Source organism: Brucella pseudogrignonensis, assembly GCF_031454375.1.
GTDB lineage: Bacteria > Pseudomonadota > Alphaproteobacteria > Rhizobiales > Rhizobiaceae > Brucella > Brucella pseudogrignonensis_A.
On the sequence record NZ_JAVDQT010000013.1, the window covers coordinates 1 to 22284 of the forward strand.

Sequence of the window (22284 nt, forward strand, 5' to 3'; positions counted from 1 at the left end):
TGAAAATCTTTCCCTCATCGTCGGTGAGCTTCTGGCCCAGTTTAATAAGCGGAGCGACAATTGTTGCGCGACGACGTCTGGAAATTAGTTCATTGACAAGCCATACAGGAGTGGCATCGCCCTCGCCGATCATCTGATCCCCACGGACCGGCGGAAATGCGAAGTTTCAGCCGGCGAGCTATCTGAGGATTGCGTAGGAACGCTATGCACAACGTCATTCCGCTCAGATTTGTTGTTCCCGGGGCGTCAGGGGCGGGCCAATTGAACCGCGTCTGACGGATCGCCGGGTCAACGTCCTATAGGATATCAAAAGCTTCCAGCTTTTCATCACTGGGATCAGCAATGAGCGCACTCTCTTCGCGCCGACGAGCAATGGCACGGGTTGCAGCACAGTTCTGGCGAACAACTTGTATTTGCGCCGGCTCGTAACCGAAATGAATTGTGCACCTAATTCGAACTGGAAAGGTCAAAAACCTAATTTTTGGGCCATCTCGCCGATCATTGATTTATCTTCCACAAAAATCAGAGTTTGCAGCAAATGGATCACTTCTCGCTAAGCGCACAAAAGCTTTCGGAAAACCTGGAAACCGATATCCAGTTTGTTCTAAGCCACAGTGCTCCCGTCCAGTTTGCCGATCTGACTTCCGGCGCAAAGAATTCCAAGGAAATTCGCCTGGTAGATGAATCCCGACAACATGCAGGATCCTTCAAATATAGGGGAGCCATACTCGGAGTTAGCAAACATCCGGAAGGCGTTGTTGCTTGCGGTTCCGGAAACTTCCCCATAGCCGTCGGGTTGGCTGCATCAAAGCTTGGCATTCCAGCGACAGTCGTTATGCCTTACGATGCACCTGCTGCAAAACTAGAAATGGCCCTGAATTCTGGTTCGGAAATCCTTCTCGTACCACGATCTGACTTTGTTGATCGTGCGGAACAGGAAGCGAAAGCGCGTGGATTGCCATTGTTGCATCCGTTCAGGGACGCATCCATGCTTGTCGGCAGCTGTTCCCTTGGCGTGGAACTGGCTCATGCAATGAAGGATGATGCTTCTCCTGACGATGCTATTGTCGTCGCATGCGGCGGCGGTGGTTTAGCGGCAGGAACATCTCTGGGGCTACGGATCAATGGCCTTGAAAACGATATTTATGTAGCTGAGCCTGAGCATTATCCACGCCTGTATGCTGCTTTTAACGTATCGCATCCTGTGGAGATCGTCGCTCAAGAGCAGACAATCTGTGATGCTCTGAGAGTTACCGAAATAGGCTCACTTGCTTTTAGCATTCTCCAGAAAATCGGGGTCCGTACACTCGCAGCATCAGACGCAGGCGTCACCGAAGCGCAAACGCATATGGCCCGTGAAACAGGCATACAGGCGGAGCCCAGCGGAGCGTTGGCTTTAACAGCGGTTTCCGAACAAGAACTTCCAAGGCACTATCGCAGACTTTGGGTGATCGTGTGTGGCGGCAATGTTTGAGGTCAGCATAACTGCGCGTTTCTCTTTCGTTCGACCTAAGCGTACGATTTTGAACTAATCTTGTTCTGACCCCTCATTCAAGTGCAACCAGACATAACTCCAGTTCACCGATACGTTTAGAATCGTCCATCTCACGACGCTTGCGCAAACCTTCCACAGCCTTGCAGCCAGCGCGGTCAAACGCTGTCATGGCGTGGTAGGCCAGACGCCATTGCTTGTCAGCCAATCGCTTCACCGCAGTAGACTTACAAGCAGCACCCGTTCCTACGTTGTAGGAGAGATCGAGCATTGAAGCTTGAACGCTAATCGGAGCCTGATCAAAGGTCCGTATGCACTTGCGGAGAGGTTGTCTAAAGCCAGCTTCAAGATTCTTGATAAGCATTACCTGGCATTGCTTATCAGTATATCTGTCGCCTTTTTTGAGGCCCCTCGTTTCCCCCAGGCACACAGTCCAGACGCTGCCGAGGTTGTCGTAATAGGCGTGGTTTTCTATGCCCTCCCACGGCATAATTAGATAAGTTGCGGTGAGAGCGATTAGACCTAGACCGGACGCCAATGCTGCTTTTGCAAGTTTACTCGCTCCACGAAAAGCCTTCTGAGAAACAAGACGCATCACGAAAGCCGCGACCGATAAAAAACGATGCGAATGCGAATAAGTCAGTAGGAATCGGAAAAGCATCACCGAGAAGCGGCAATGCGACTTCAAAACCGGTTAAAAAGCCAGCAAGCAGGGGCAAGCGGACGGACCACGCCTTTCGCAGGACGTGTCGCCAGCCAGCGACAAGTTTCATGATGTTGCCTTTCGAAAGAAACCCGAAAGCGCCGCGCCTGCTGGAACGGTTCTATCCATTGTGTTTTCCTGATAATGTGAGATTATGAGCGTGCGTGGAGACTTATTGCAAGGTGTCGAAGCGCAGTCCCGGATGTGATACCCCTCCGTCCGGGGCTTTTAATTTTTCATAATGGCCTGCAACATATTAGACGCACTCAAGGCCGCCCATCATACTTGACTCGGTGTGACCCGGGAGTGCACCCACATGTATCCGGGGTTTTTATTATCGAAAGTTTTTGCTAATCGAAGTCCAGCGCGCGCGCCAAGAGTGTTCTAATGCAAGCCTTAGCTTGTTTCCTTTCGCTGGGGCTTTTATTTGACCTTGACCGCACCACGCGGCTCTGACAACGTTTGGCCAATACGGGGGCGATATGGGTATTATTGTGAAGATTATTGGTATTTTGTCACTGATTCCCGGCGCGACTATTGCTGCCTTCGGTATCGCAACGTCAGGAACTGACCGGCTTGTTCTCCTGTCCTGCGGAGTCAGTTTATGTTTGACGGGTATAATAATGATCTGCCTTGGCGTACTGATTGAGCATATCCATGATATGAGAGAAAACCACGAACGTCTGCTTAAACTGTTGGAAGGTCGCTATAAGGTCGACTCTTTATGAGTAACCCCACCTGAACGTTCACCCCTATCCCAAAGTAGGTACTGTAAATATTCTACGTTCTGATGAGTAATGAACGTACTTATCAGGGGGGTGGTGGTTAATACATTCTCCCGCTTCTCGCCAGCAGTGATGCCCGCTTCAGTTATCGTGGTACGGATGTGGTGCATACCCTGGAACGGGTATGTCGTCAGTTCGGTTATCCTGCGGTTATTCGTGTGGATAATGGCAGTGAATTTATCTCTCATGACCCGGATCTGTGGGCTTACCATAAGGGGGTGGTGCTCGACTTTTCCCGGCCCGGTAAGCTGACCGATAAAAGCAACATTGAGAGCGTCAATGGGAAGTTCGGAGCCGAGTGTCTGAACGCCGATTGGTTCATGAGCCTTAAACCCAAACAATTCCACTTCTCTGTGGTCCAAATTCGGTGAGCACGTCACACGGGCACGAAAAGATTTGATGGGTATTTGTCAATAATTGACTTATTATACTTCGCGTTTATATAAACTTTATCGCATACTTAATAAAGAGGATATTATAAATGTTAGAAGAAACCACCCTTCAAAATTTAGATTACACAAGATGCCAACTGACAGCTCAGATTGTCGCGGCGTGGACAGCAAATAATTCTGCCCGTACAGAAGAACTCCTGGAAACCATACACATTGTTCATAAAGCTCTGTCAGAGCTTCAGGCGAGCGGTCTCGATATGAAAGCTGAAGCAGTCGCTGTTGAAGCTCCGAAGCCAGCTGTTGCTATCAATAAATCTGTGAAAGATAAAACGATTACCTGCCTCTTCTGCGGCAAAACGTTTAAGAGTATTCGGCGACACCTTGGCACCGCTCATCAGATAACACCTGACGAGTATCGCAATCATTTTTCATTGCCGCACGGCTATCCTATGGTCGCACTGGGATACAGCAAAGAGCGTTCAGATATTGCTCTGAAACTGGGCCTCGGTCGCAAATCATCCTAATATCCATATGTGCTCATTTTACAGCTTCGATGATGAAATTGATGTTCAAAGACAACTATGAGTCCGTCTCTCTCGGGCTGCCAAGTTGTCTTTAACCGGACAGCAGAGGAAAAGCGCGCTTGAGCAGAGACGCTTCAGATGACCGGTCAGTAGCTCACGAAATCAGAATATCAGCATATCAGCATTTTTCATGCAAAAAACCGCCCCGATCACTACAGCGCCGTTTGATTTGCGCGTTCTTCGGGGCAGATTCTAATGAGAATTATTCTGTCGGCCAAGCGTCCTCTTCTTCCTCTTCAATTTCCTTGAGGAAGCCAACATTTTTCGGAGAAAGAGCTTTAAAGTCGTTGTCTTTCGGCCCCCTGACCATCACCCCGAAAGTCTGATCTTCGTATCGAATACCATGACGGTTAGCTAAACATGCAGCTTTCAGCCGGATTTTATAGAAACCCTTTTTAACGTTTGCGCTGCCCATCGCTGGCGACAGATTCATCAAACCGGGAAATTGGGGAGTGTATACCGTGCGCATTGAAGCTATGGTATTATACTCGTCGCTTCGCAACGACGTTATTTCAAAGTCTGCTCCGCATTCGATGCCTGGCGATCCCCGGTCAGCCGAAGTTTTATAATTCAGCTGGAAATTATAGCGACCGTTTGTTGGTGCGTAAAAAACACCATCGTAAACAATGAGTACATTATTGACCGGATCCTGTTGTCCCGCCTTTGCACCGACTGCTTTCCCTTTATTGATCGCTGTTTGATAGTTGATCGGCGTTGAGACAGGAAGAACGGCACTGCCCCACATGTCGGATTCATCGCGAATAACGAGCTGTTTGTGAACATCGTTATAGCCGGGGAAAGTCCGCAAAAGCCACTTTCCGCGATCAATTTCAACCTTTGGTGCCGCCGCATCGGTTTTAATATTTGCAGCTGTCTTTTCTGCCGTTGGATCTGCTTTATCGTCTCCGCCAAGTTCTGCATTGCCCAGAGTATCTTTTAAAACGCCATCGTCAGCATCATCCGACGCAGTTGTTGTAATGTTTTCCTGGGGCACTTGTGGCATGACTGTGTCTTTATCCAGATCGGCTGGACTGGTCTGTTTGATGGGCGCAGCATCCCTCTCCCCTCCATCGTCAATTTCGTCATTCGACAGATTTGTTTCTTTAATCACTTTTTGCGTCGACTGCGGACTTGCTGCTTCAAGTGTCTTTTTCTGTTCGGCAGTCAGATTTTCAGGATAAAAATCTCGCGTGAAAGGATCAACTGGTGTTGGTACTTGAGAATATGCACCAACTGAAACAAGCATGGATGCGGCGAAAATTGCTATTCTTTTCATCTGTTTATGTTCCTTTTGGTGCTAATCCTGGAAGTCATATTTGGGCGTTTTGGACTTTTTCATGTTGATCGTCGGCGCGTCGTCATCGTTCGACAATTCAAGGATCTTGGGTGACGGCGGCGGTGCAGGCTTTTCTGGTTCCTTTTGTTCCTCTTGTTTGGGTGCAGGTGGGGCATTTACAGGCGTCGGTGCCGGTGTAGGTGGTGGCGGTGCTGTCTCCCTCTCATATGTTTTGAATGGAGACTGATAATCAGCTGAGCCCTTTTGCTCGACAGGTGTAGGAGCTGGCCCAACATGCTGCTGTTGCTTTTCAGGCTCTTTAGGGGATGGAGGCTCCCCCATGTAGAGCATGAAGCCGCAAAAACAGGTTCCATATGCAGCAAGGGTCACGTATCGAGATCGAGTGATGACGTCGAACATCAGTCGCCTCGCATCTCAGCGGCTGCGCGAGCTCTTTCACTTGGCGTCATTCTTTGTGGTTTTGCTGCCTGTTCAGCGGCATAATCCTGATACTCTGTAATAATCAGATCTACATCAATGAGTGTATTGCCAGGCATAATCAGGCGGATCGTCTTGGCGCCAATTTTAGAAGCGTCCGCGAGCTTTTTGCCAAACGACTTTTCAAGCACCTTCATAAATCCGCGCACGCCTTTGGATTTTTGAAGAGCTTCCATTCTAATTAGAGCTTGATAGATTAAATCAGGATCAAGCGCTTTCGCGCTATCCTCCAGCTCAAGTCCGTACTGCTTGACCAAGCTATTAATTTTAAGGACAACAATTTCAGCGGCATCCTCATCAGCCAATTGGCTAAATGTTTCGACGCTATCAACGCGGGAAAGTAAGGCACTGTCAAAACCCTCTTCTGTCAGAATTTGCGTAGTAATTTCCGCAAGCTTATCTTCATCCGGATTTCCCTTGTGGGCCTCAGTAATCCGCTCATGCCCCTTGTTTGTCGTAAAAATGAAAATAGCTTTCTTACAACTAATAGGCTTTCCTGTTTTGCCGTTGATGAAATGCCCTTCATTAAAGGGGATCAGAAAAATATCGAAAATATTCTCATGAGCTCTGTCGATCTCATCGAGAATAAAAACCGTATTTTCATTGATTTCCAACTGGCCGGTTATTTCACCAGGCTTCTCAGAGCCGCGATATATTTCCTGATTGCCTATCAAGCCGCCAAAGCTGTTTAAGTCTTTGTATTGCGACATGTCGATAAGCTTGAAGTCGTACCCAAGCACCTTCGCAATCTGCTTGCCTGCTTCCGTCTTACCGACACTTGGAGGGCCTGCAAGAATAGTGACATAGAGAGCTGTATTAGAGATGATCTGGTTAAAGCGAAGATAGAGAACTTCACCGATCGAGCGCACAACAGCCTTTTGACCAATCAAACCTGCATTCACTCTGTCCTGAAAATCATCTACATCAAAATCAACCACCTTCTTTTTGCGGTTAATTAGAACTTGCAGAGCTTCGGGATTTGAATAACGGCTAACAAGTGACATGAATGCTTTTCTCCATTTAGGTTTAAATGTTTGCGGCCAAACCTTTTCGAAGAGGCCAGCGTTGTGCGCAAAAGCAACAATTACGAGAGTAAGACAGACCCAGAATCCGATTTGAAAAAGCCGGTAATTGCTCGTCGCAATTCCTGAAATCATCGCGCCGCCCTTGAAGTAAAGAACGAGACAAACGATGATAAAAAGGATTGGGCTTGTTCTATAAAAAGCGCCGATTTTTGAGGTAATGCTACTCATCCATCACCGCCAAATGCCGATTGTTTCGGAATTTACAAATGCGGTTTTGCCATTTCTGAATGTAGCAAGAGCCTTGCCTGGGGCGCTTATGTTGAGAGTGTCACCGTTTGGCGGGATCGGCACCTCAACAACAACCATAACGCCAACAGGCACAAAGACTGTTCTCTTAAAGCCGCTAACATCAACACTCACATTTCCGCCGTTCGCGACCTGAACGCCGAACTTGTAAAGCAAGGTGCCATTGTTGTTAATGTCTGCGAGCAGAGCCGCTTTCTGGAAAGAAGTAAGCGGCATCTGCATGACTTTTTCAGAGACTTCGTTCTGAGGCACAAGATCAAGCTGCGCTTTGCCATTCAGAATGTCAGACGGCCACAGAGCATAGGAACCTATGCCGATTGCAAGTGCAGCAGCAATGATGCCGGCAGCAATCTTAGAGGTCGGTTTAGGAGACGCTTTGTCTTTCTCGTTCGAGGAAGAATTGCGTGAATTAACAGCTTCCGCTGTTTTCAGTTCGGCTTGTTTTAGATGAGGTTTCATATCGTCACCTCACTTCGCAATGTTATTTAGAACGACAATAGATTCATCGCCGTCGGCTTGAACGACATTGCCTGCAAATGACAAAGAGGCTTTCCCATCCGCTGTAAAGATAAGCGGCTCATTCCGGGCCGACAGAGGAAAAACAACTGTTTCCCTATCTCCCTTCAGCATGGCCTTTTTGATGCGCCAGTTGCCATATTCCAGCTCAAAAATACCGTCACTGTCAGCAAACAGATCCACTGCACCGAAGGCAATAAAGCCATGATGCAGGCCGTTGTGCAGAAGCTTTGCTAAGCGATCTCCCTGATTTTTGCCAAGCAGGACTTTTATTCCTGAATTTGCTTCTTCATACGTTGCAGCGCGAAAGCGATAAGTCTGCTCTTTGTCTGACGCTATAAATTGATTGATTGCGTCCGCAGCCTGACTGGAGACGTCTTTGGTGTGTTCAATTGCCTTCTCTGCAATACCTTTAGCAAAAGATAGTGGCGTCGGCGGCAGCTTAAATTGCATCTCAGCGCGCGCAGGCTGTAGCAAGAAGAACACGAACGTCATCGCAGTTAGCAAGATCGAAAATGCACAAATAGCAGCTTTCTGATTTTCAGATATGCGCATGTTACATACTCCTAACTAAGCTTTGCGGTTAAAGAAGAAGCGCTTTACGTTCAGCGCGATGAATGCATAAATTGCTGTTCTGATTACTGTTTTCACAACCCAAGGAAGGTTCTTTACGATCCACAAAAACAAGTAGAAGACGATAAAGATGCTGAGAGCACTGGCCTCGGAATGTCCAATTGGACCAAAAATGGAATTAGCCAATTCAAGAACGTAAAATGTCGCGACAGCTGCAAGCCCGAAGTGAGCGATGGTTTTTGGTCGAATTCTGATCATTCGACACCCCCTGCTCCAAATATCCGGATCTCGTCAGCGGCTTTAAGAAGCTTTCGGTCGAAGCCCGATTTCTCAAGCAACCCCTCTATTACCCCGCGCAGGCTCTCAGGCGAACCGCCAACAATTGAGCCTGGCAGATCCGCGATGCGTTTGCCGTGAACTTGTGTAGTCAGAATGTAGATGTGGGGTGGAAATTCTGTGTCGCTTTCAACTATGCCTGCATAGTTTAAGACTTCTCGTTTCGCATTTGCTGATGCACCATCAAAATCTTCCAGAACAGCAACCGCACTAGCTGCGAAATAGGGGTTTATTTCGGGAATACCTAAAGCCGAATAATCAAAGCTAGGACGGTAGGTCATATCCGTGACGATACAATCAATTCCCAATTCCGCTGCAAGTTGCTTCGCTGCTTCGGTCTTGCCTGTGCCATGGGGACCGACAAAAATCTTGACTGTAGCTTTAGCCATTTTTGCACCGCACAAATTATTAAAACTTAGTAAATTATAAGCTAGCCAAGTGCATTAAACAATACATTAGTCATTTAATTATATAAATTATATAACTTTTGTAGTGTGATCAGCGATATCAAAAAGAATGGCGGCATTACCGCCGCCATTTCTGTCAGAGCTCCTGCACATCGCGCTTTTGTGGTTACAAAAAACAGTCAAATTGAGAGAGTGAGGGTGCGCCGTTGGGCGCACCATTTCTAATCAGGCAGATGCCTTAATCGAAACGATCCGTTCCTCTTGCATTATTACTATTTTGGCAATCGCAAGGCCTAAAGCGATAGACGAGAAGAGAACTAAAGAGCCTACAGAATCTGCCTGTGATGCAGCTGGGTAAAGATCAGGGTTACGACGGAAAGTTAGGGCAAATAAAAACCACAAGAATGAATTTATCGCTGCTGCATAAATTAGAGACAGAACAAAGAAAGCTATGTCTTTAGTGTCTTCATCAACGCGCTTCATAACCCAGCTGACTGGCACCATCAATGCACCGAAAAAAACAATAAGTCCAAAGATGCTTGCACCTGTATTCTTCATGAATACAAATATGATCATATTCAAAGTCATCATCGTGTGACCAATTAGACGATCAAAAAAGCCATCGAAACAGCCAGACAACCATAGAGCTGAGATACATAGTACGGCTACAGCAACAACGAGGTTTGTTTTTAAGGTCGGTTTCATTGTTATTCTCCTGCGCGAAGCGCTTTGCTGGTTGTCAGGGGCATGCATAGGGAGAAGTGGTGCAGCCGAAGCGCATCACTAAGTAGTTAATTCAGATAACGCGGGGGCGCTGGATGTAGTTGATGAGCTTTGCTGAAATACAGAAGCATCACTGTCCGCTACAGCTGGAAACGTGAAGACCTCTGATCTTCCTTTTATCGAGAGCAAATTGTATGGAATTGCGTCATACTGTGTGCCACCCACCAAAAAGAACATTAAAGCGACTGCGATGGAAAACTCTTTATCTCTTCCAGATAGTGCACGTTCAATCACTACAGCATCGTTCAAACTGAGTTTATGAGCATTGCTAAAAACCAATGAAACTTGCTCTCGATAAGTCGCTTTAACCGCTGCCGCAACAGCCCCAGGTCTTGAGCAATCGACGCAAACAGAGCGGTATTTGTAATATCGAGCTGCCAATTGACAGAAGCGCTCCGCTGGATTTGCATCTCCCTTCATCAGACAGGAAGTGACGCAACGCTCACTTCTCTGAGATCGGTCACGCCTCTCATTTTCGAACTTTGTAGCCAATTCAATAAATTGCGGCGCTATTCTTGTTATAAAGCGATTGAATGTCAGATAATTAGCAAGCATTCCTAAGCTCCTACATTCTGCTTAAAGTTATATTCTTATATAATATAACGGTTAACTGCTGATGTAAACATATAAACTTAGAATTAATATCCTTTAGGAGCATAAAAAAAGCGCCCAAAAGGGCGCATCATTTCGATGAAGATAGAAACTTACTTTATCAAACCCGAACGGCATCCCATTGCTTCTTTTCTTCATCACTGCGGGGCAAATTGGCCGAATAACGCAACATCATCCACAAACTGAGCGCAAATTCTTTTTGCTTATGCTTTTCTGCAAACAGATTACCGTTATCATGAGTTTTGAAGTTTATTGGCGTGTTCGTAAGACCAGCATCACGTGCTGCGTTAAACGGCTGTGACAGTCGATCAGCAACGATTTTCTTTATACTTAGATCAGCTTCACTCGAAACCATCTCACCGCTTAGCACGGCGCTATTAATAACAACCACCTCATCGAGCATTTCCTTCAAACAATCTATTTCATTAATTTCTAATTCATTTTTCGTTTCAAGCTCCATAATCTCAGCACACAAAAAATGCCTAAGAGGATTAGCCAGCTGCTTGTCTGTTGAGGTCAGCAATTTTTCCTGAATCGACATTCTGATACTCCTAAGTTTTTTGCTTCTAGTATCGTATCAGGCTTCAAAAACATGTCAATATAAATTGATAAGTTATATTATTGTTATATCCATACTCAAAAACAATGAAAGGAGTGCATTTTCATGCACATCCATTTTGAAACAGGGAAGGCTCTCAGAAAGACTAATAGTGCTCGAACCTGAACACTAAGTTCGCGTTTTTGGACTTCTCTGTATATCCAATCACTTTACAACTATTTTTTTCACGCAAAGGTGCTTTGCCGCTTAGCTCAATCTTGCCTTCGCTATTGACGTGACCCTGTACCCAGTATGGAGCAGGCGCACAGCCTTTTTTGAAGGTATAAGCGATGCCTTTGACTGGATTATCGTAATACGTCACCATACCTCTGAAAACGATGCTGAAGGGCTTTATAGATGCTGAACTTGGATGAGGACCATATGAAATGGCGTCTTTACCATGTACAAGACGCATAGACTGTCCATTGTGTCCGACTGTCTCTCCTGAATCGCTATTGTAAGTGCTTTCGGTCATCACGTTCTCAATCGGCAATTCATCGTACGGTCGACCATAAGGACAAAGCGACATCCACTGGTTAGCCAATACCAATCCACCGGACGCATTATCAGTGCCTACACGCTTGCCTGATTTCAAGTCCTTGAAGGCAAACCAACCCTGAAAGTCATCGTCTGAATGTGTGCCATCGAATTTCACCTGCTGGCCATGCGGATCAGTCATTTCGCCGGTTTGACAGTTTGCTGATGCTTTATAGGCATTCGGATGCTCGGATATCAGTCCTGACACGCAGGTTTGATCTTCTGGTCTCCAATTTCCGCACCAATCTTCAGCTCCAGCTCGATCAATCTGAGCTGCAATAGAAGCGTGAGCGGTTCCAATGCCATCTGATTTGGTGATAGTGGCGACTGGCAATTGAGGGTGAAGAACAAATTCTTTCGGAAATTCTTGCGCCAAAACGGATGAAGCTAGAAGACAACCTGCTATCGATAGTATGTACCTTTTAATCACATCTGGCCCCTATATCTTGGTCATGATTTACCAACCGATCGGAAATATGTTTGAATCTCTAAATAAATACCATAAAACAAGAAATCCAAGAGAGGTAAATAATGGTACAATATATGTTTTGCCTCCAAACTTTACTTTGCTCTTTTTTCCTGTTTGCTTAGCAATGATCCTCATTGTATTCCATCGGATGACAAGAAAACTAGCTATGAATGGCATAATGAGATATATAGCCATAACTCCGCTATTGATTTCCCATGGCAATGGTAGATACACTACCCAAATAAACCATAATAATATTGCTGATATTAGTGGCAGTACAACCATCCTTCCACTAATATCCTTAGTGAAATCATTACGACACTTAACGTAGTCGTCGTATATTTTTTTCAGAAAATAACTCCCTAATACACCATGCGATTGACGATCTGCTGCTTTAAGAACCGCATCGTCAACGTCATCATTTATTAGTTCGAAAATTTCCGGCGACACTTCCTTGATTTTAGATGCAAAATCTTTTGGAGGTTGGCGTGAAAGTAAACTCGACAGTTCGTGAAGTTCATCTTTTTCTCGTTCAAGAAACTTGTTAAACCGATAAACAGGATTTGAAATTAGAATACAGGTCCCGTTTATCTCTCCACCCTTGTGTTTCGCACTATAGTTTGCTCGGTAAATTTTAAGACTCAAACCCGTTTGCATCGGCAGAATGGCAGAATCCACTCTCAAGTCCGTGTAATTATGACCTTGAAAGCTATATTCGATCTCATAAGATTTATTGTTATCATCCAAACCAGCAGAGCGAATCCAATCAAGGATTGCCTGGTCGTCTTGATGATATTTGTCGGATACGGACAATCCATTTGACGATGACTTAAGGATAACATCGCTTTTTGCTATCACCTTGACAGAGTAACAATCACTGTGCCAGCCAGTTCTAGCACAGGTATTACACCCAAATTTGCCGCCACCGTTACAGCTTAAACAGCGCGTACGGTATTGAAAGTTGCTCCAGTCACACCAATTGCATCGTACTTTCCCTTGTGCATTACAACTGCCGCATCGGTGTTGCGAATTATCTCCTACGTTATGAATTATACCTGTTCCTGAACAGGAGTAGCAGAACTTATATCCGGTAGCATTGCAGTGGTTGCACAGGCACGTTCCTTCTCCAGAACAATTATTGCAATAGAGGCTGCCAGTTCCATCACATGGATCACACCGAAGTTCACGGATAGCCGCTACGTAATCATCGATGGTTTGGTTAATCTTGCCTTGTCTGATCAATGCGTGAATGGCGGAATGATTGTTAAATTCTTGGCGTGCCGCACTGGACTGCTCAGTAATAACTGATAAGCATTCGCCATGTGAATTAAACCGCGGCGCATTACTCTGAATACGTCCTTGATAGCGGCTCGTATACCACTCTGTCGCTATTGTGGTTTTAAATAGCCACTCAGATTCCATTCGTTCTAATGAAAACTGCTCTTCAGTTATCTCAGATTTGCCACCAACAATTTTGAAAAGGTCATCAATTTCCTTTTTTAAAAGTTTTTTGCCAACAACTGGCCCAACATTATCCTTCAATGAGGTTTGATCAATTTCACTCTTACTCATTTGGAACCTGCTCAGTATCTACACGACTGCCTTGAAGGGAAGTGTATTGCTTGAAAATTGGCCATACACCGATCGCGGCAAGAGCGCTTCCCAACTGCGAGAATTCTGGTTGCAAGGCGAGTGTTTGATGAAGAACATGGTGTTTAAGTTCGGCAGGATTGGACGTAGTCAAGCTTATAGCTGTTGAATAGACCCGATTTCCTTGATTCATTACGTATGCCGCGACTATACCTAAGAAAAGGGCTGCGAAGCTTGCACTTACGACGGAACTACTCAAAAAACCCAGCGGGCGGATGCCCGAGTTCCCCACCAGCTTCAGCCCATAATTCGTAAACTTAAACAAATGCAAGATAGCTCCCGCCAGCGACAACAAGATTGCCATCACCGGCAATTCAATCGCTTTCAGTGATTGAACCCCTCGAAGCGTGTACTCACTTTTCGTCCCAAAATCCTTTGCTGATAGCTTGAGCATCATCAGCAGATTATCGGCACTCCCCTTCAGCGAGGGATTAAAAACGATGTTTTGAAATTCTTCATCAGATAGATCGCTACTAATGGTTTTAGAATTCTTCGGAAGATAAAATATCTCTTGTAGACGCTTTTGAATTGCCTTGTGTTTTACGAATTCGCTGTAGGAAAGACCTGGTGGCACATATGCACCGACAGTGTTAAGAACACCCTTTTCATAAGAATTATTTATCTCAGAACTCATTTTCTTTGAAACTATGTTCTTGAACGTCTTTTCGTCATTAGGATTATAGCCATTAGGAAAATTAAGACCTTCACTTTTGAGCCTCGACACGATCACAGAACGCTCACGTGCAGAATAATTTCTTTTCCGACCAATCCTGTATTCGACCATTCTGCGAAACTCGACCCACTTCTGAGCAGTCTGTGAAGACACTTTATCCAAAGCAGCTTTGTGATCGACGCTAGCTGTTTGATATGATCGATAACTATCACTCAGGTTTCTGAGGGCATCGTGAAATTGTGCGGCTCGAAAAGCAGATGGCTCGCCATAAAGACGCTTTGCTTCATCCTTAGCCAGCTGCTCAAGCGTAACGCCTGTTAAGCGAAACAAATTACCATCTCCGCCATCAGCGAGGGCGGGCAGGTAAGAAACAAACATTTTCCAATCGCCTGTCTCAGAAGCGACAAGGTCATTTATTCCTTTTTCCCCAAGTTGCCGCTTAGATAGATTTGTTAAAAATGCGCTCTTGAGCTCATCTCCGCTCTTGCGCCTTCCAGTTTCCTCACCAACAAAATTCAACATATCGTATGTGAATTTAACTGATGGAACGGCGACAACGGTTGCAATCAGAAATGTAGTGAGAACAGGTAATCGCGTTGCGCATATTGGAAACACAACTGATCCGACAAGCAGGATTGCAACAGCAACTCCTGTCAGCAATCGACCCACTTTTTCAACTTGATCAATATCGCCCTGAGCATCCGAAGCTAAGAAGTCGATCAAGAATACCGAATACGGAATTTCAATTGTTAGATAAATACCCGTTAAGACGAGCATAAACACTGTATACCCACGCTGCACGCAAACCCCCTTGCGCTATCCCCAGTGCAGATCTTTAGACTGTACGGCTAATAAAAATCAATCTTAACTTATCGAGAATAACTGCATTTCAAACGCAATTCAAAATATGGTGCATACCTAGAGCGCGATTTGCTGATCTACAGTTTATGCTCTGTTCGATCTTAGTGTCGCTTCCGGAACTGCTTTTGTTCCGACTCCTATTCCATGTCTCGACAGTGATCGCCTGATCGTTCCATTCAACTGACGGTTTGGAAAATACTTGACAAATAAACTGCTGAAAGTCACACCTCGTTCTACTGAGCCGCTGAGTGAACATGGCGCGATTTTCCTTCACGCTTGGCTTTGTAAAGTGCTTCGTCGGCAACGTGAAGTATTGTAGCCGCAGTGCCTGGGATAGTCAGGCACGCACTTCCTGCACTGCAACCGATGGATACAGTCAAGTCGTCGGAAAGCGAAAATGGCTTTCCTAGAGAAGTGACAATGCGCGATGCCACAACAGCACAGTCATCAGAGCTAGCACCCGGCATATAGACGATGAACTCATCCCCGCCGATCCGGAAAACAATGTCACTGGATCGTGTTACCTGCCTCAACCGCACTGCAACAGCTTTCAAAAGCAGATCGCCTGCCGGGTGACCGTAATGATCGTTCACCTTTTTGAAGCCATCAAGATCCAAGCACATATAAGCATACCCAGACGACCCTGTTGGCAGCGACGCGAGCGTTTCCTGATGACAAGCAAAGGATAGCCTGTTCGGTAGGCCGGTCAAAACATCCGTGTAAGCTAGAGCGCGTGCTTGCCTTTCTGCCCAAATCAATCTGACTAGGATTTGATGATTTTGTGACGTGAGTGAATATGAGCTGAGCAAGAGTGGTATTCCAACTACAAACACGATCCATTTCTCCTCGTCCAGCGATAGGAAAACACCGCTCAGGAACGGCACAGTCACAAATAAGATGGCGAGAAAGGCGATCCTTGGCGTTGCAGCATTGCGCGATGTGATCGCGCTACTAACGCTAATCGCTAAAACCGCAGCATTGATCAGGAGAGCAGGTTCTCTGGTATAGGCCAAAAGAAACATTGCAGTACCAAACACAGCACTCCAGCATAACATCAGAACGGCTAGAAGATACCATGCGCGCTGGCGTGCCTGTGCGCTGCCGCTTATGGCGTGTGACATCACGACCCATCTGACAACGGTCAGAGCGATGTCTGCTCCCAGCCAAATGAACGGCCAAATAGTATGAGTAATTATCCACGTTATAATTACAGTTAACCCGACACATATTGCGCTTATGACAATCATCCGTCGACGGTGAAGAATGCTTTCAAGCAACTCCTTACGATAATCCAGCTCTCTGACATAAGAGGATGCAGTCAATGCTTCGATAAGACTGCGCAGAAAACTCACGGCACCACCCTCAGATAATTTCCAGAATTTACATGAACAATATAATAGGCTATTAGACCACCTTTAACAGATACAAATATTGGTAATGCGTTTCCGCCGGTTACTAACAGCGCGCCATGTGGCTGACCAAAGATACCGGTACTCTATCACGTGAAAGTTCAGCGGCAAGTCAACTTGGCTTAATCTTCGCCATGCCAAGGGTTACGATCAATAATCAACTTAAAATCAGGTTTCTAAAAATATTTGACCTAGTCAATAACGCTGCTCCGCGTAAAATATTGTCCTTTGCGCGAGGAATTAGCACGATGTCATCACTGCCAAGATGTGCCAGTCACAACCAGCTTTTGGACACTCGGTGATAAAGGCAAGCCTAAACAAGAGCTGCTATTTGTTAATTGTGCGGATCATCCCAAGGTTCCAACGGCAGCACTGGAGTTTTCTCCAGCCAATTCATGATTTCTACGCCAAAGTGAGCCTGTATCTCTCCCATGAGGCCGAAGGTCTGGCCATCAACGGTTGCTTCTAATCCGGTTTCAGTATCCACAATTAAGTATTTTCTCTCATCTATCTTGTGCGCAATAAAACGTCTCCACGGCAAAACAATCCTCCTTTAAAATTACGTTTATATTATATCGTATCTCCGTAATTGACAGTTAGCAAATCGCGATTTATTCCAATCTACAATAGTAATCCCTCTAGGATTTTATGGAAAATATGTGGCTAACAAAGCTGAATTATCATGCCTCGACCGTTCAAAATGCATCAGAAACAATATTGGAAATCTTAAATCAAGAAGATCTCGACGAACAGCGAGCGCAGATGGCATTGAAGATTGTTCGTGAAGGCCATTCGGCATTTCAGGCATTCTCCCACGAAATACGTGACGCAGATTTGAATTCTTCATTCTATTCAGCGGCATCTGAGGTTGATGATGCATGGAGTAATTTGGTGCAGATCCTTTTAGAAAAATTACTTAAACTTCAGACCTTGCACACGTGCATTCTAGAATAATATGTCACTATAGCCTGCATGAAACCGCTATGTGCTTGAAAGTCCCATGAATTTTGATTCAAATTTCAAGCCTCATAACGTTCAATCGTCAATGTGCAGAGGATTGCGATCCATGCGAGACTGGAAATCGGGCTGTTCGTAATATTTCACGTTGTGAACGACAGCTGTTCTGCGCAGAATATGATCTTTTGCGCGAGGAATAATGATAATATCATCACTTGGAAGGTTAGCGATATCGTCCACGCTTAGCACTTCACGTTTTACCTCTTGATAGTTCACACCTTCGTTTTTCGATTTGTTCGAGAACATATCAATTGATTTAGATGAATTTCCAGAAGAGCTATTTTTGGTTTCCTGTATTGCTCCGTACGATCCAGACGCTTTTGACACCCATTCGGAACCATCCTGATTGTTAGCTTTTAAGCCGAAAGCGATTATGAGCTCGGCATTGCCTCGCATGTCTTCAAAATCATGTTTACCATAGACCTTTTCCATACCAGCCATTGTCTGGGCGATGGGCATAACCGATAGTCTTGCGCCTGCCGCCAGACGAAACGCATCTGGCAATGCATCAAGACGCCCCATTAACGGAGCTTCATCAACAATCATAAGCACGCGACTTTTCGGAACTTTTCCACGCAAGATAGTTTTTATGGGCATAATCGTCATGATCCGCATAAAGACTTTAGCAATCTTGAGGTTGTGAAGCGGAATGCAAATGTAGATATCGATTTTGTCATCCGCGATATCTTCCATTTTGAAAGTTGATGCTCTTACAGCATCAGCGAGAGGCTTCGACGTTAGCCAGCCCATGTGAACGCGCGCTGTAGTAATAATGCCAGCACCAGTTTGTTCAGCTGTGTTCATAAGAAGTGCACCAGCTGCTTTTGCGCGGCCTCCAATTTTTACCATTGCTTCCCAAAGAGCTCTAAGATCATCAGGATCTGTCGTGTTTAAAAGATCAAGCACGTAAGGAAGATTGCCTCGCTCAGGAAAAGCTTTACGGATGTAATGACAATATTGGATAAGCCCAGCGATATACAGAACCGACGAATTTTCCCAGAAATCCGCGCCTTTTGCGCCATCAGGCGGAACGATTAAAGCTTCCATTATTGCTTCAATATCGTCCTCTACATCTTCTCCAATGTAATCGAGCGGATTCCAAGAAGCATAAGGAGGAATGTAATCACTGCCCTTCTTCTCACAAATTTTATAAGGATCGAAAGCGACGATCTGCCGTTTTTGAGATCGATAGCGTCCAGTCACCATCAAGGATTCCGCCTTGGGATCATTAATGATAATTGGTCCCGCATAACCAAAAATATTGTTCATGATGAAGCCCACGCCCTTCCCCGATCGGGTTGGAGCAAAAACCATCGGATGCGCTTCTAAAGGCCAATAAACTCTCTCGCCTTTTGTACCTTTGATGGATCCGATCAACAGTTGAGCTTTCTTGGTTTCAGCAACTTTAGTAACGTTGCGTAACTCTTTGACAGTCGCCAGACGCGAATTGCCATGCAAGCCGCTTTCCGAGACCTTAAACTTCTTGAAGCTGCGATTGCTGATCTTTATGGCGCCTTCCGTCGCGCCAGGGATCGCTAGGATGAAAGCTCCGATTGACATCACAAAAGTCAGGCAAGTGAGGAAGCCAAGGCCATAGGTGTAGCCATGAATCTCACGCAGTCCGAGTGAGAAGCCATACAGGCTGAACATTTGGCTGAAGTAATTGACGATTTCAGAAGCCTTCGGCCAGGACAACAACACAACGCTGCCAGAAATGATGAAAGAAGCAACCAGATGAATGCGGCTCGTCCAGGCAAGATACCAGCTCATCAGCAATAATGGCCAAAACATTATTGTGCTGCCAAGTGCATCCCCCCAAATCATGCCCCAGAGGGAAACGCCCGATCCATCCGGCTTGTTAAACCAAGGAATAATGAAGAACGCCCAGATCGGCACCGGCCAGAAAAATATGAACCAGAGTTTTGTCTGTTTGACTAAGAATGACCACAGCGCACGCATTCACGTTCTCCAAAAAGATCAAAGTACAGACGGCAACTCTGCTTTTTCAGCGGCCTCAATAAAACGAGCAACAAGGTATTGATCATTGGCTGAGCGCGTTAAAAGCGCAGCGGCTTCTGCAAAAGCATGATCAATTGTGTATTCTCCGTTGCCAAAAATCTCCCCTGCCCGTGCCGTGTAAATGCTTAATGTGACATCTTCGACTCTGGTTCGAAGCTCATCACTTACATCGCCCGATCTCCCTGAAATATCGGTGTTTGATTGCTGTCCGCCCCCCACTCCAGGTTCTGGTTGTTCTGAGTAGGTTCTTCTATCTTCTTCCAAGATTTCCACTTCTTCAGCCACGGATAGCTCCTTTCAGCAGCGTCGTTGACATAACAATTTGCGTTTGAAATATTGCAGCGAGCAGCGTTCAGTTTGTATTCTCTTATTAACTTCGAAAGCTGAGGCATCCGGTCGGATATGTATCTTGGGCTATAAGCCTCAACTACGCTGAGATATGTAAAGCTTGTTAGAGAATGAAAACCAACAAACAGAACGACATAGGAGAACAACAGACCGCTTAAACAACCGGCAGCGACTGCTTTGGCTCTTACCTTGTACGTGTAACGCCAGACAATTATTGTCGTCTCTATGCTCTTCCTTGCTTTTAGGTACTTTGTTTGTGTTGCGCTTCTCATTCGCCGCTCCTATCGCACGAAGAAACCGAAGCAGGCTGCAATACCGAAAACAAAGCCAACGCCAAATACGATCGCGCCGTAGACCCAACCTTCTGAATTCGTAACAACTTTTTCATTGAGCGCGTCTTGTTTGTTATACATATCGCGCTGATGTTGATCGAACTTGTCGAAGTGATCTTTTTGTGCATAGCGCAGGTCTGCAAAACCTTTGCGCAAAATCGAACTCGCATCGTCTTTGTCGAGAAACTTTTGAGAAGCAGCGGCCATCATCTGCTTTTGCAGATCATTAAAAATCTGATCAACCACGCTTTCTAGTTTCTCTTTTATGTCAGCAACCATCGCATCGTGGTTGCTGTTAGACTCGTTCAGATGAGTTACTGCTGCACTTAAATCAGCGAGCTTTCGGGCAAGCTGATCGTCTTTTACATCTATATTGTGTACGTTCAGATTCAGGGTTTTAAGGCCGTCCAGAACGTCGATAAGAAGCGTGCGCAGTGGCCCATCTACCAATATCGTGCGGATCAGGATTTCAGTCATTTCTGGGCTGTATTCTTTTATGTTCAGAATTCGTAGCGTATCCAGAAGACGCGCTTCATCCTGAGACGTAAGCCCTTCCCTGCCTACTTTCTCCCTGATCTTTTCGATCGTCTGTCGCATACCGGATGTGACTGAATGTTCACTCATCGCCTTCATCCTTTTCTGGCTTAGACAGGCCGATTTCCGCGCGCATTTTATCCAACGCAACGTTCACTTTGCGTACAAGGAAGCCGCCTGAGCGACTTTCAGAATTCTCTTTTAAGAAGCGCTCTATGCTCCAACGCTCTGTTTTCTTAGCTTCGTTTTGAACGCCATCAAAAATTCTGGCACGCAAACGGAACGGGAAAGCATGATGCGAAAAGACGCTCCCGCCACGCAGATCAAGCGGCTTTTCGCCTGACAACTTTTCGTTGAACACTTCGAAATCGTCATCACTATCGACTTGAAACATAGACTTTGCGACGAACACTGGTTCGCCTGTTCCAAAGCGAAGATAACGACCTAGAGAAATATAGCTGTCGCGGAATGGCCCCATGGCCCATACAGTCACAATATTAAACTGGCTTTGCATATCTGCAATCCAGTGCGCACCGTGTTCGTCAAGAAACGCTTCAATCTGGGCAGGAAGGTTTACAACAAAAATATCCGCTTCAGTTTCGCGGACAATGACTTCCATATGTTCCCAAGATTTTTCTAGTTTTCCGTCAAACTTGTGCTTTGCAAGGACATTGCCAGATGCCTTTACAACGTCTTCATTTGACTTATCCAAATCGATCACAACGATCTTCAGGCCTTCATATACGTATAAATACGAGATGATCAGCGCGAGCATAGACTTACCCACACCGCCCTTTTCGCCGTGAAAAATGAGAATGTTCTTCTCACCGCGCTTGATATATTCGTCCAGTTTCTTTGTCATAACGCTTGCCTTTTCTGGTACATTTCGCGGGATCAGAATTCATCATCATCGTTCAGCGACGCGCCACTGATGTCGGACTGTTGGAGAGGTGGATCGCTTACAGATGGCTTTACAGCAGCGCGCGTTTCCGCTTTTGCAACAGGCTCTACAACGGCCTTTATAGGCGTCGGAATCTCCTTTGCAGGTGTCTCTACAGACGCTTTTACAAGTGTGGATTTTTGCTTTGCAGAAGACGGCTTCTGAATCTCTACAATCACTTCTTTCAGGCGCGCTGCTTTCACAATTAGGCCGCGCTCATTGAGGATTGAGCGGAGTTCCGCGAGCTTTACAACAGATGCAATTTTGATAAGTGCATCTCTTCCTTCTGCGCCTTTTGCAAACTCTTCAAACGGATCTAGAACTTCGCTTTGGCGTTCTACAAAAATCTTAACAAGGTCGTTTGCAATCGTCTTAAAATCGTCAACGCTTGCTCGCTTTTTCTCTTTACTATCGCGTTTTGCAGACGATCCATATTTTTGCGCATATGTGGAACGAAGGTTGTTTACATTGATTGTTTCTGTCGCAAACGGCTGCACCGCTTTCGCAACTGAAATTCCTTTTGCGATCGCTCTGGTGATCTCTTGCAGATTCTTTTCAATGATCTCTACAGCCGACATTACAGGCTCCTACAACGCTTTTGCAAAACAG

At 45.7% G+C, this 22284-nt stretch carries 26 protein-coding genes and 1 pseudogene; 5 read left to right on the forward strand and 22 right to left on the reverse strand.

Going from position 1 to position 22284, the window contains the following annotated elements:
• Positions 1-538: 538 nt before the first annotated feature.
• Positions 539-1474 (forward strand): pyridoxal-phosphate dependent enzyme, encoded by a 936-nt coding sequence (locus tag J2782_RS21420; protein WP_310016075.1) that lies wholly within the window; start codon positions 539-541, stop codon positions 1472-1474.
• Between the two features lie 73 nt (positions 1475-1547).
• On the opposite strand, the gene J2782_RS21425 is transcribed toward J2782_RS21420, so the two are convergent.
• Positions 1548-2153, reverse strand: coding sequence for a lysozyme (locus tag J2782_RS21425; RefSeq protein WP_310016146.1), 606 nt, complete (start codon positions 2151-2153; stop codon positions 1548-1550).
• Positions 2047-2265, reverse strand: coding sequence for a DUF7940 domain-containing protein (locus J2782_RS21430; RefSeq protein ID WP_310016147.1), 219 nt, complete (start codon positions 2263-2265; stop codon positions 2047-2049). The genes J2782_RS21425 and J2782_RS21430 overlap by 107 nt, the downstream gene beginning before the upstream one ends.
• Before the next feature lie 412 nt (positions 2266-2677).
• Between J2782_RS21430 and J2782_RS21435 the strand changes: the two genes are divergently transcribed.
• The 3 genes and pseudogenes from J2782_RS21435 (at position 2678) to J2782_RS21445 (ending at position 3896) form a co-directional block, all read left to right on the forward strand.
• Positions 2678-2923 (forward strand): hypothetical protein, encoded by a 246-nt coding sequence (locus J2782_RS21435; protein WP_310016076.1) that lies wholly within the window; start codon positions 2678-2680, stop codon positions 2921-2923.
• A 93-nt stretch (positions 2924-3016) separates the two neighbouring features.
• A pseudogene (locus tag J2782_RS21440) lies at positions 3017-3309 on the forward strand (DDE-type integrase/transposase/recombinase); the annotation flags it as partial.
• A 152-nt stretch (positions 3310-3461) separates the two neighbouring features.
• Positions 3462-3896 (forward strand): Ros/MucR family transcriptional regulator, encoded by a 435-nt coding sequence (locus tag J2782_RS21445; RefSeq protein ID WP_310016077.1) that lies wholly within the window; start codon positions 3462-3464, stop codon positions 3894-3896.
• Positions 3897-4158: 262 nt separating this feature from the next.
• Here J2782_RS21445 and J2782_RS21450 read toward each other — a convergent pair whose 3' ends face one another.
• From J2782_RS21450 to J2782_RS21520, 15 genes are all read right to left on the reverse strand, one after another.
• On the reverse strand, positions 4159-5232 hold the full coding sequence (locus J2782_RS21450; RefSeq protein WP_310016078.1) for a hypothetical protein: 1074 nt from the start codon (positions 5230-5232) through the stop codon (positions 4159-4161).
• Between the two features lie 21 nt (positions 5233-5253).
• Positions 5254-5652, reverse strand: coding sequence for a hypothetical protein (locus tag J2782_RS21455; protein WP_310016079.1), 399 nt, complete (start codon positions 5650-5652; stop codon positions 5254-5256).
• Complete coding sequence (locus J2782_RS21460; RefSeq protein WP_310016080.1) at positions 5652-6983, reverse strand: AAA family ATPase; 1332 nt, start codon at positions 6981-6983, stop codon at positions 5652-5654. Before J2782_RS21460 ends, J2782_RS21455 begins: the two co-directional genes overlap by 1 nt.
• Before the next feature lie 3 nt (positions 6984-6986).
• Positions 6987-7520, reverse strand: a complete 534-nt coding sequence (locus J2782_RS21465; RefSeq protein ID WP_310016081.1) for a hypothetical protein — start codon at positions 7518-7520, stop codon at positions 6987-6989.
• Between the two features lie 9 nt (positions 7521-7529).
• Positions 7530-8030 carry a hypothetical protein gene (locus J2782_RS21470; protein WP_310016082.1) on the reverse strand — a complete coding sequence of 167 codons (501 nt, stop codon included), beginning with the start codon at positions 8028-8030 and terminating at the stop codon, positions 7530-7532.
• Positions 8031-8147: 117 nt separating this feature from the next.
• Positions 8148-8408: a hypothetical protein gene (locus J2782_RS21475; RefSeq protein ID WP_310016083.1), complete on the reverse strand. Its 261-nt coding sequence runs from the start codon at positions 8406-8408 to the stop codon at positions 8148-8150.
• On the reverse strand, positions 8405-8875 hold the full coding sequence (locus J2782_RS21480) for an AAA family ATPase (protein ID WP_310016084.1): 471 nt from the start codon (positions 8873-8875) through the stop codon (positions 8405-8407). The genes J2782_RS21475 and J2782_RS21480 overlap by 4 nt, the downstream gene beginning before the upstream one ends.
• Before the next feature lie 243 nt (positions 8876-9118).
• Positions 9119-9598 carry a hypothetical protein gene (locus tag J2782_RS21485; RefSeq protein ID WP_310016085.1) on the reverse strand — a complete coding sequence of 160 codons (480 nt, stop codon included), beginning with the start codon at positions 9596-9598 and terminating at the stop codon, positions 9119-9121.
• Between the two features lie 78 nt (positions 9599-9676).
• A complete protein-coding gene (locus J2782_RS21490; protein ID WP_310016086.1) occupies positions 9677-10231 on the reverse strand; it encodes a hypothetical protein in 555 nt (184 codons plus the stop codon).
• A gap of 157 nt (positions 10232-10388) precedes the next feature.
• Positions 10389-10829, reverse strand: coding sequence for a hypothetical protein (locus tag J2782_RS21495; protein WP_310016087.1), 441 nt, complete (start codon positions 10827-10829; stop codon positions 10389-10391).
• A 163-nt stretch (positions 10830-10992) separates the two neighbouring features.
• Entirely contained in the window at positions 10993-11853 is an 861-nt protein-coding gene (locus J2782_RS21500) for a hypothetical protein (protein ID WP_310016088.1), read from the reverse strand.
• 27 nt (positions 11854-11880) lie between these two features.
• Complete coding sequence (locus J2782_RS21505; protein WP_310016089.1) at positions 11881-13464, reverse strand: hypothetical protein; 1584 nt, start codon at positions 13462-13464, stop codon at positions 11881-11883.
• Complete coding sequence (locus J2782_RS21510; RefSeq protein ID WP_310016090.1) at positions 13457-15016, reverse strand: hypothetical protein; 1560 nt, start codon at positions 15014-15016, stop codon at positions 13457-13459. Before J2782_RS21510 ends, J2782_RS21505 begins: the two co-directional genes overlap by 8 nt.
• 293 nt (positions 15017-15309) lie before the next feature.
• On the reverse strand, positions 15310-16197 hold the full coding sequence (locus J2782_RS21515) for a GGDEF domain-containing protein (protein WP_310016091.1): 888 nt from the start codon (positions 16195-16197) through the stop codon (positions 15310-15312).
• A 622-nt stretch (positions 16198-16819) separates the two neighbouring features.
• Positions 16820-17026 (reverse strand): hypothetical protein, encoded by a 207-nt coding sequence (locus J2782_RS21520; protein WP_310016092.1) that lies wholly within the window; start codon positions 17024-17026, stop codon positions 16820-16822.
• A gap of 107 nt (positions 17027-17133) precedes the next feature.
• Between J2782_RS21520 and J2782_RS21525 the strand changes: the two genes are divergently transcribed.
• A complete protein-coding gene (locus J2782_RS21525) occupies positions 17134-17439 on the forward strand; it encodes a hypothetical protein (protein ID WP_310016093.1) in 306 nt (101 codons plus the stop codon).
• Between the two features lie 81 nt (positions 17440-17520).
• Here the strand turns inward: J2782_RS21525 and J2782_RS21530 are convergent, their stop codons facing one another.
• The 5 genes from J2782_RS21530 to J2782_RS21550 form a co-directional block, all read right to left on the reverse strand.
• On the reverse strand, positions 17521-19461 hold the full coding sequence (locus J2782_RS21530; protein ID WP_310016094.1) for a type IV secretory system conjugative DNA transfer family protein: 1941 nt from the start codon (positions 19459-19461) through the stop codon (positions 17521-17523).
• A gap of 18 nt (positions 19462-19479) precedes the next feature.
• Entirely contained in the window at positions 19480-19806 is a 327-nt protein-coding gene (locus tag J2782_RS21535; RefSeq protein WP_310016095.1) for a hypothetical protein, read from the reverse strand.
• 344 nt (positions 19807-20150) lie between these two features.
• Positions 20151-20834 carry a hypothetical protein gene (locus J2782_RS21540; RefSeq protein WP_310016096.1) on the reverse strand — a complete coding sequence of 228 codons (684 nt, stop codon included), beginning with the start codon at positions 20832-20834 and terminating at the stop codon, positions 20151-20153.
• Positions 20818-21597 (reverse strand): nucleotide-binding protein, encoded by a 780-nt coding sequence (locus tag J2782_RS21545; RefSeq protein WP_310016097.1) that lies wholly within the window; start codon positions 21595-21597, stop codon positions 20818-20820. The genes J2782_RS21540 and J2782_RS21545 overlap by 17 nt, the downstream gene beginning before the upstream one ends.
• A gap of 32 nt (positions 21598-21629) precedes the next feature.
• Positions 21630-22253, reverse strand: a complete 624-nt coding sequence (locus J2782_RS21550) for a hypothetical protein (protein WP_310016098.1) — start codon at positions 22251-22253, stop codon at positions 21630-21632.
• Positions 22254-22284: the final 31 nt, after the last annotated feature.

What these genes read in the sequence shown, in the direction of transcription:
- J2782_RS21455 (WP_310016079.1), bottom strand. Translation starts at nt 5,652, where the DNA reads ATGTTCGACGTCATCACTCGATCTCGATACGTGACCCTTGCTGCATAT.
- J2782_RS21425 (WP_310016146.1), bottom strand. Translation starts at nt 2,153, where the DNA reads ATGCTTTTCCGATTCCTACTGACTTATTCGCATTCGCATCGTTTTTTA.
- J2782_RS21490 (WP_310016086.1), bottom strand. Translation starts at nt 10,231, where the DNA reads ATGCTTGCTAATTATCTGACATTCAATCGCTTTATAACAAGAATAGCG.
- J2782_RS21450 (WP_310016078.1), bottom strand. Translation starts at nt 5,232, where the DNA reads ATGAAAAGAATAGCAATTTTCGCCGCATCCATGCTTGTTTCAGTTGGT.
- J2782_RS21465 (WP_310016081.1), bottom strand. Translation starts at nt 7,520, where the DNA reads ATGAAACCTCATCTAAAACAAGCCGAACTGAAAACAGCGGAAGCTGTT.
- J2782_RS21435 (WP_310016076.1), top strand. Translation starts at nt 2,678, where the DNA reads ATGGGTATTATTGTGAAGATTATTGGTATTTTGTCACTGATTCCCGGC.
- J2782_RS21475 (WP_310016083.1), bottom strand. Translation starts at nt 8,408, where the DNA reads ATGATCAGAATTCGACCAAAAACCATCGCTCACTTCGGGCTTGCAGCT.
- J2782_RS21530 (WP_310016094.1), bottom strand. Translation starts at nt 19,461, where the DNA reads ATGCGTGCGCTGTGGTCATTCTTAGTCAAACAGACAAAACTCTGGTTC.
- J2782_RS21460 (WP_310016080.1), bottom strand. Translation starts at nt 6,983, where the DNA reads ATGAGTAGCATTACCTCAAAAATCGGCGCTTTTTATAGAACAAGCCCA.
- J2782_RS21430 (WP_310016147.1), bottom strand. Translation starts at nt 2,265, where the DNA reads ATGAAACTTGTCGCTGGCTGGCGACACGTCCTGCGAAAGGCGTGGTCC.
- J2782_RS21525 (WP_310016093.1), top strand. Translation starts at nt 17,134, where the DNA reads ATGGAAAATATGTGGCTAACAAAGCTGAATTATCATGCCTCGACCGTT.
- J2782_RS21485 (WP_310016085.1), bottom strand. Translation starts at nt 9,598, where the DNA reads ATGAAACCGACCTTAAAAACAAACCTCGTTGTTGCTGTAGCCGTACTA.
- J2782_RS21505 (WP_310016089.1), bottom strand. Translation starts at nt 13,464, where the DNA reads ATGAGTAAGAGTGAAATTGATCAAACCTCATTGAAGGATAATGTTGGG.
- J2782_RS21445 (WP_310016077.1), top strand. Translation starts at nt 3,462, where the DNA reads ATGTTAGAAGAAACCACCCTTCAAAATTTAGATTACACAAGATGCCAA.
- J2782_RS21420 (WP_310016075.1), top strand. Translation starts at nt 539, where the DNA reads ATGGATCACTTCTCGCTAAGCGCACAAAAGCTTTCGGAAAACCTGGAA.
- J2782_RS21470 (WP_310016082.1), bottom strand. Translation starts at nt 8,030, where the DNA reads ATGCAATTTAAGCTGCCGCCGACGCCACTATCTTTTGCTAAAGGTATT.
- J2782_RS21495 (WP_310016087.1), bottom strand. Translation starts at nt 10,829, where the DNA reads ATGTCGATTCAGGAAAAATTGCTGACCTCAACAGACAAGCAGCTGGCT.
- J2782_RS21515 (WP_310016091.1), bottom strand. Translation starts at nt 16,197, where the DNA reads ATGTCACACGCCATAAGCGGCAGCGCACAGGCACGCCAGCGCGCATGG.
- J2782_RS21480 (WP_310016084.1), bottom strand. Translation starts at nt 8,875, where the DNA reads ATGGCTAAAGCTACAGTCAAGATTTTTGTCGGTCCCCATGGCACAGGC.
- J2782_RS21550 (WP_310016098.1), bottom strand. Translation starts at nt 22,253, where the DNA reads ATGTCGGCTGTAGAGATCATTGAAAAGAATCTGCAAGAGATCACCAGA.
- J2782_RS21540 (WP_310016096.1), bottom strand. Translation starts at nt 20,834, where the DNA reads ATGAAGGCGATGAGTGAACATTCAGTCACATCCGGTATGCGACAGACG.
- J2782_RS21545 (WP_310016097.1), bottom strand. Translation starts at nt 21,597, where the DNA reads ATGACAAAGAAACTGGACGAATATATCAAGCGCGGTGAGAAGAACATT.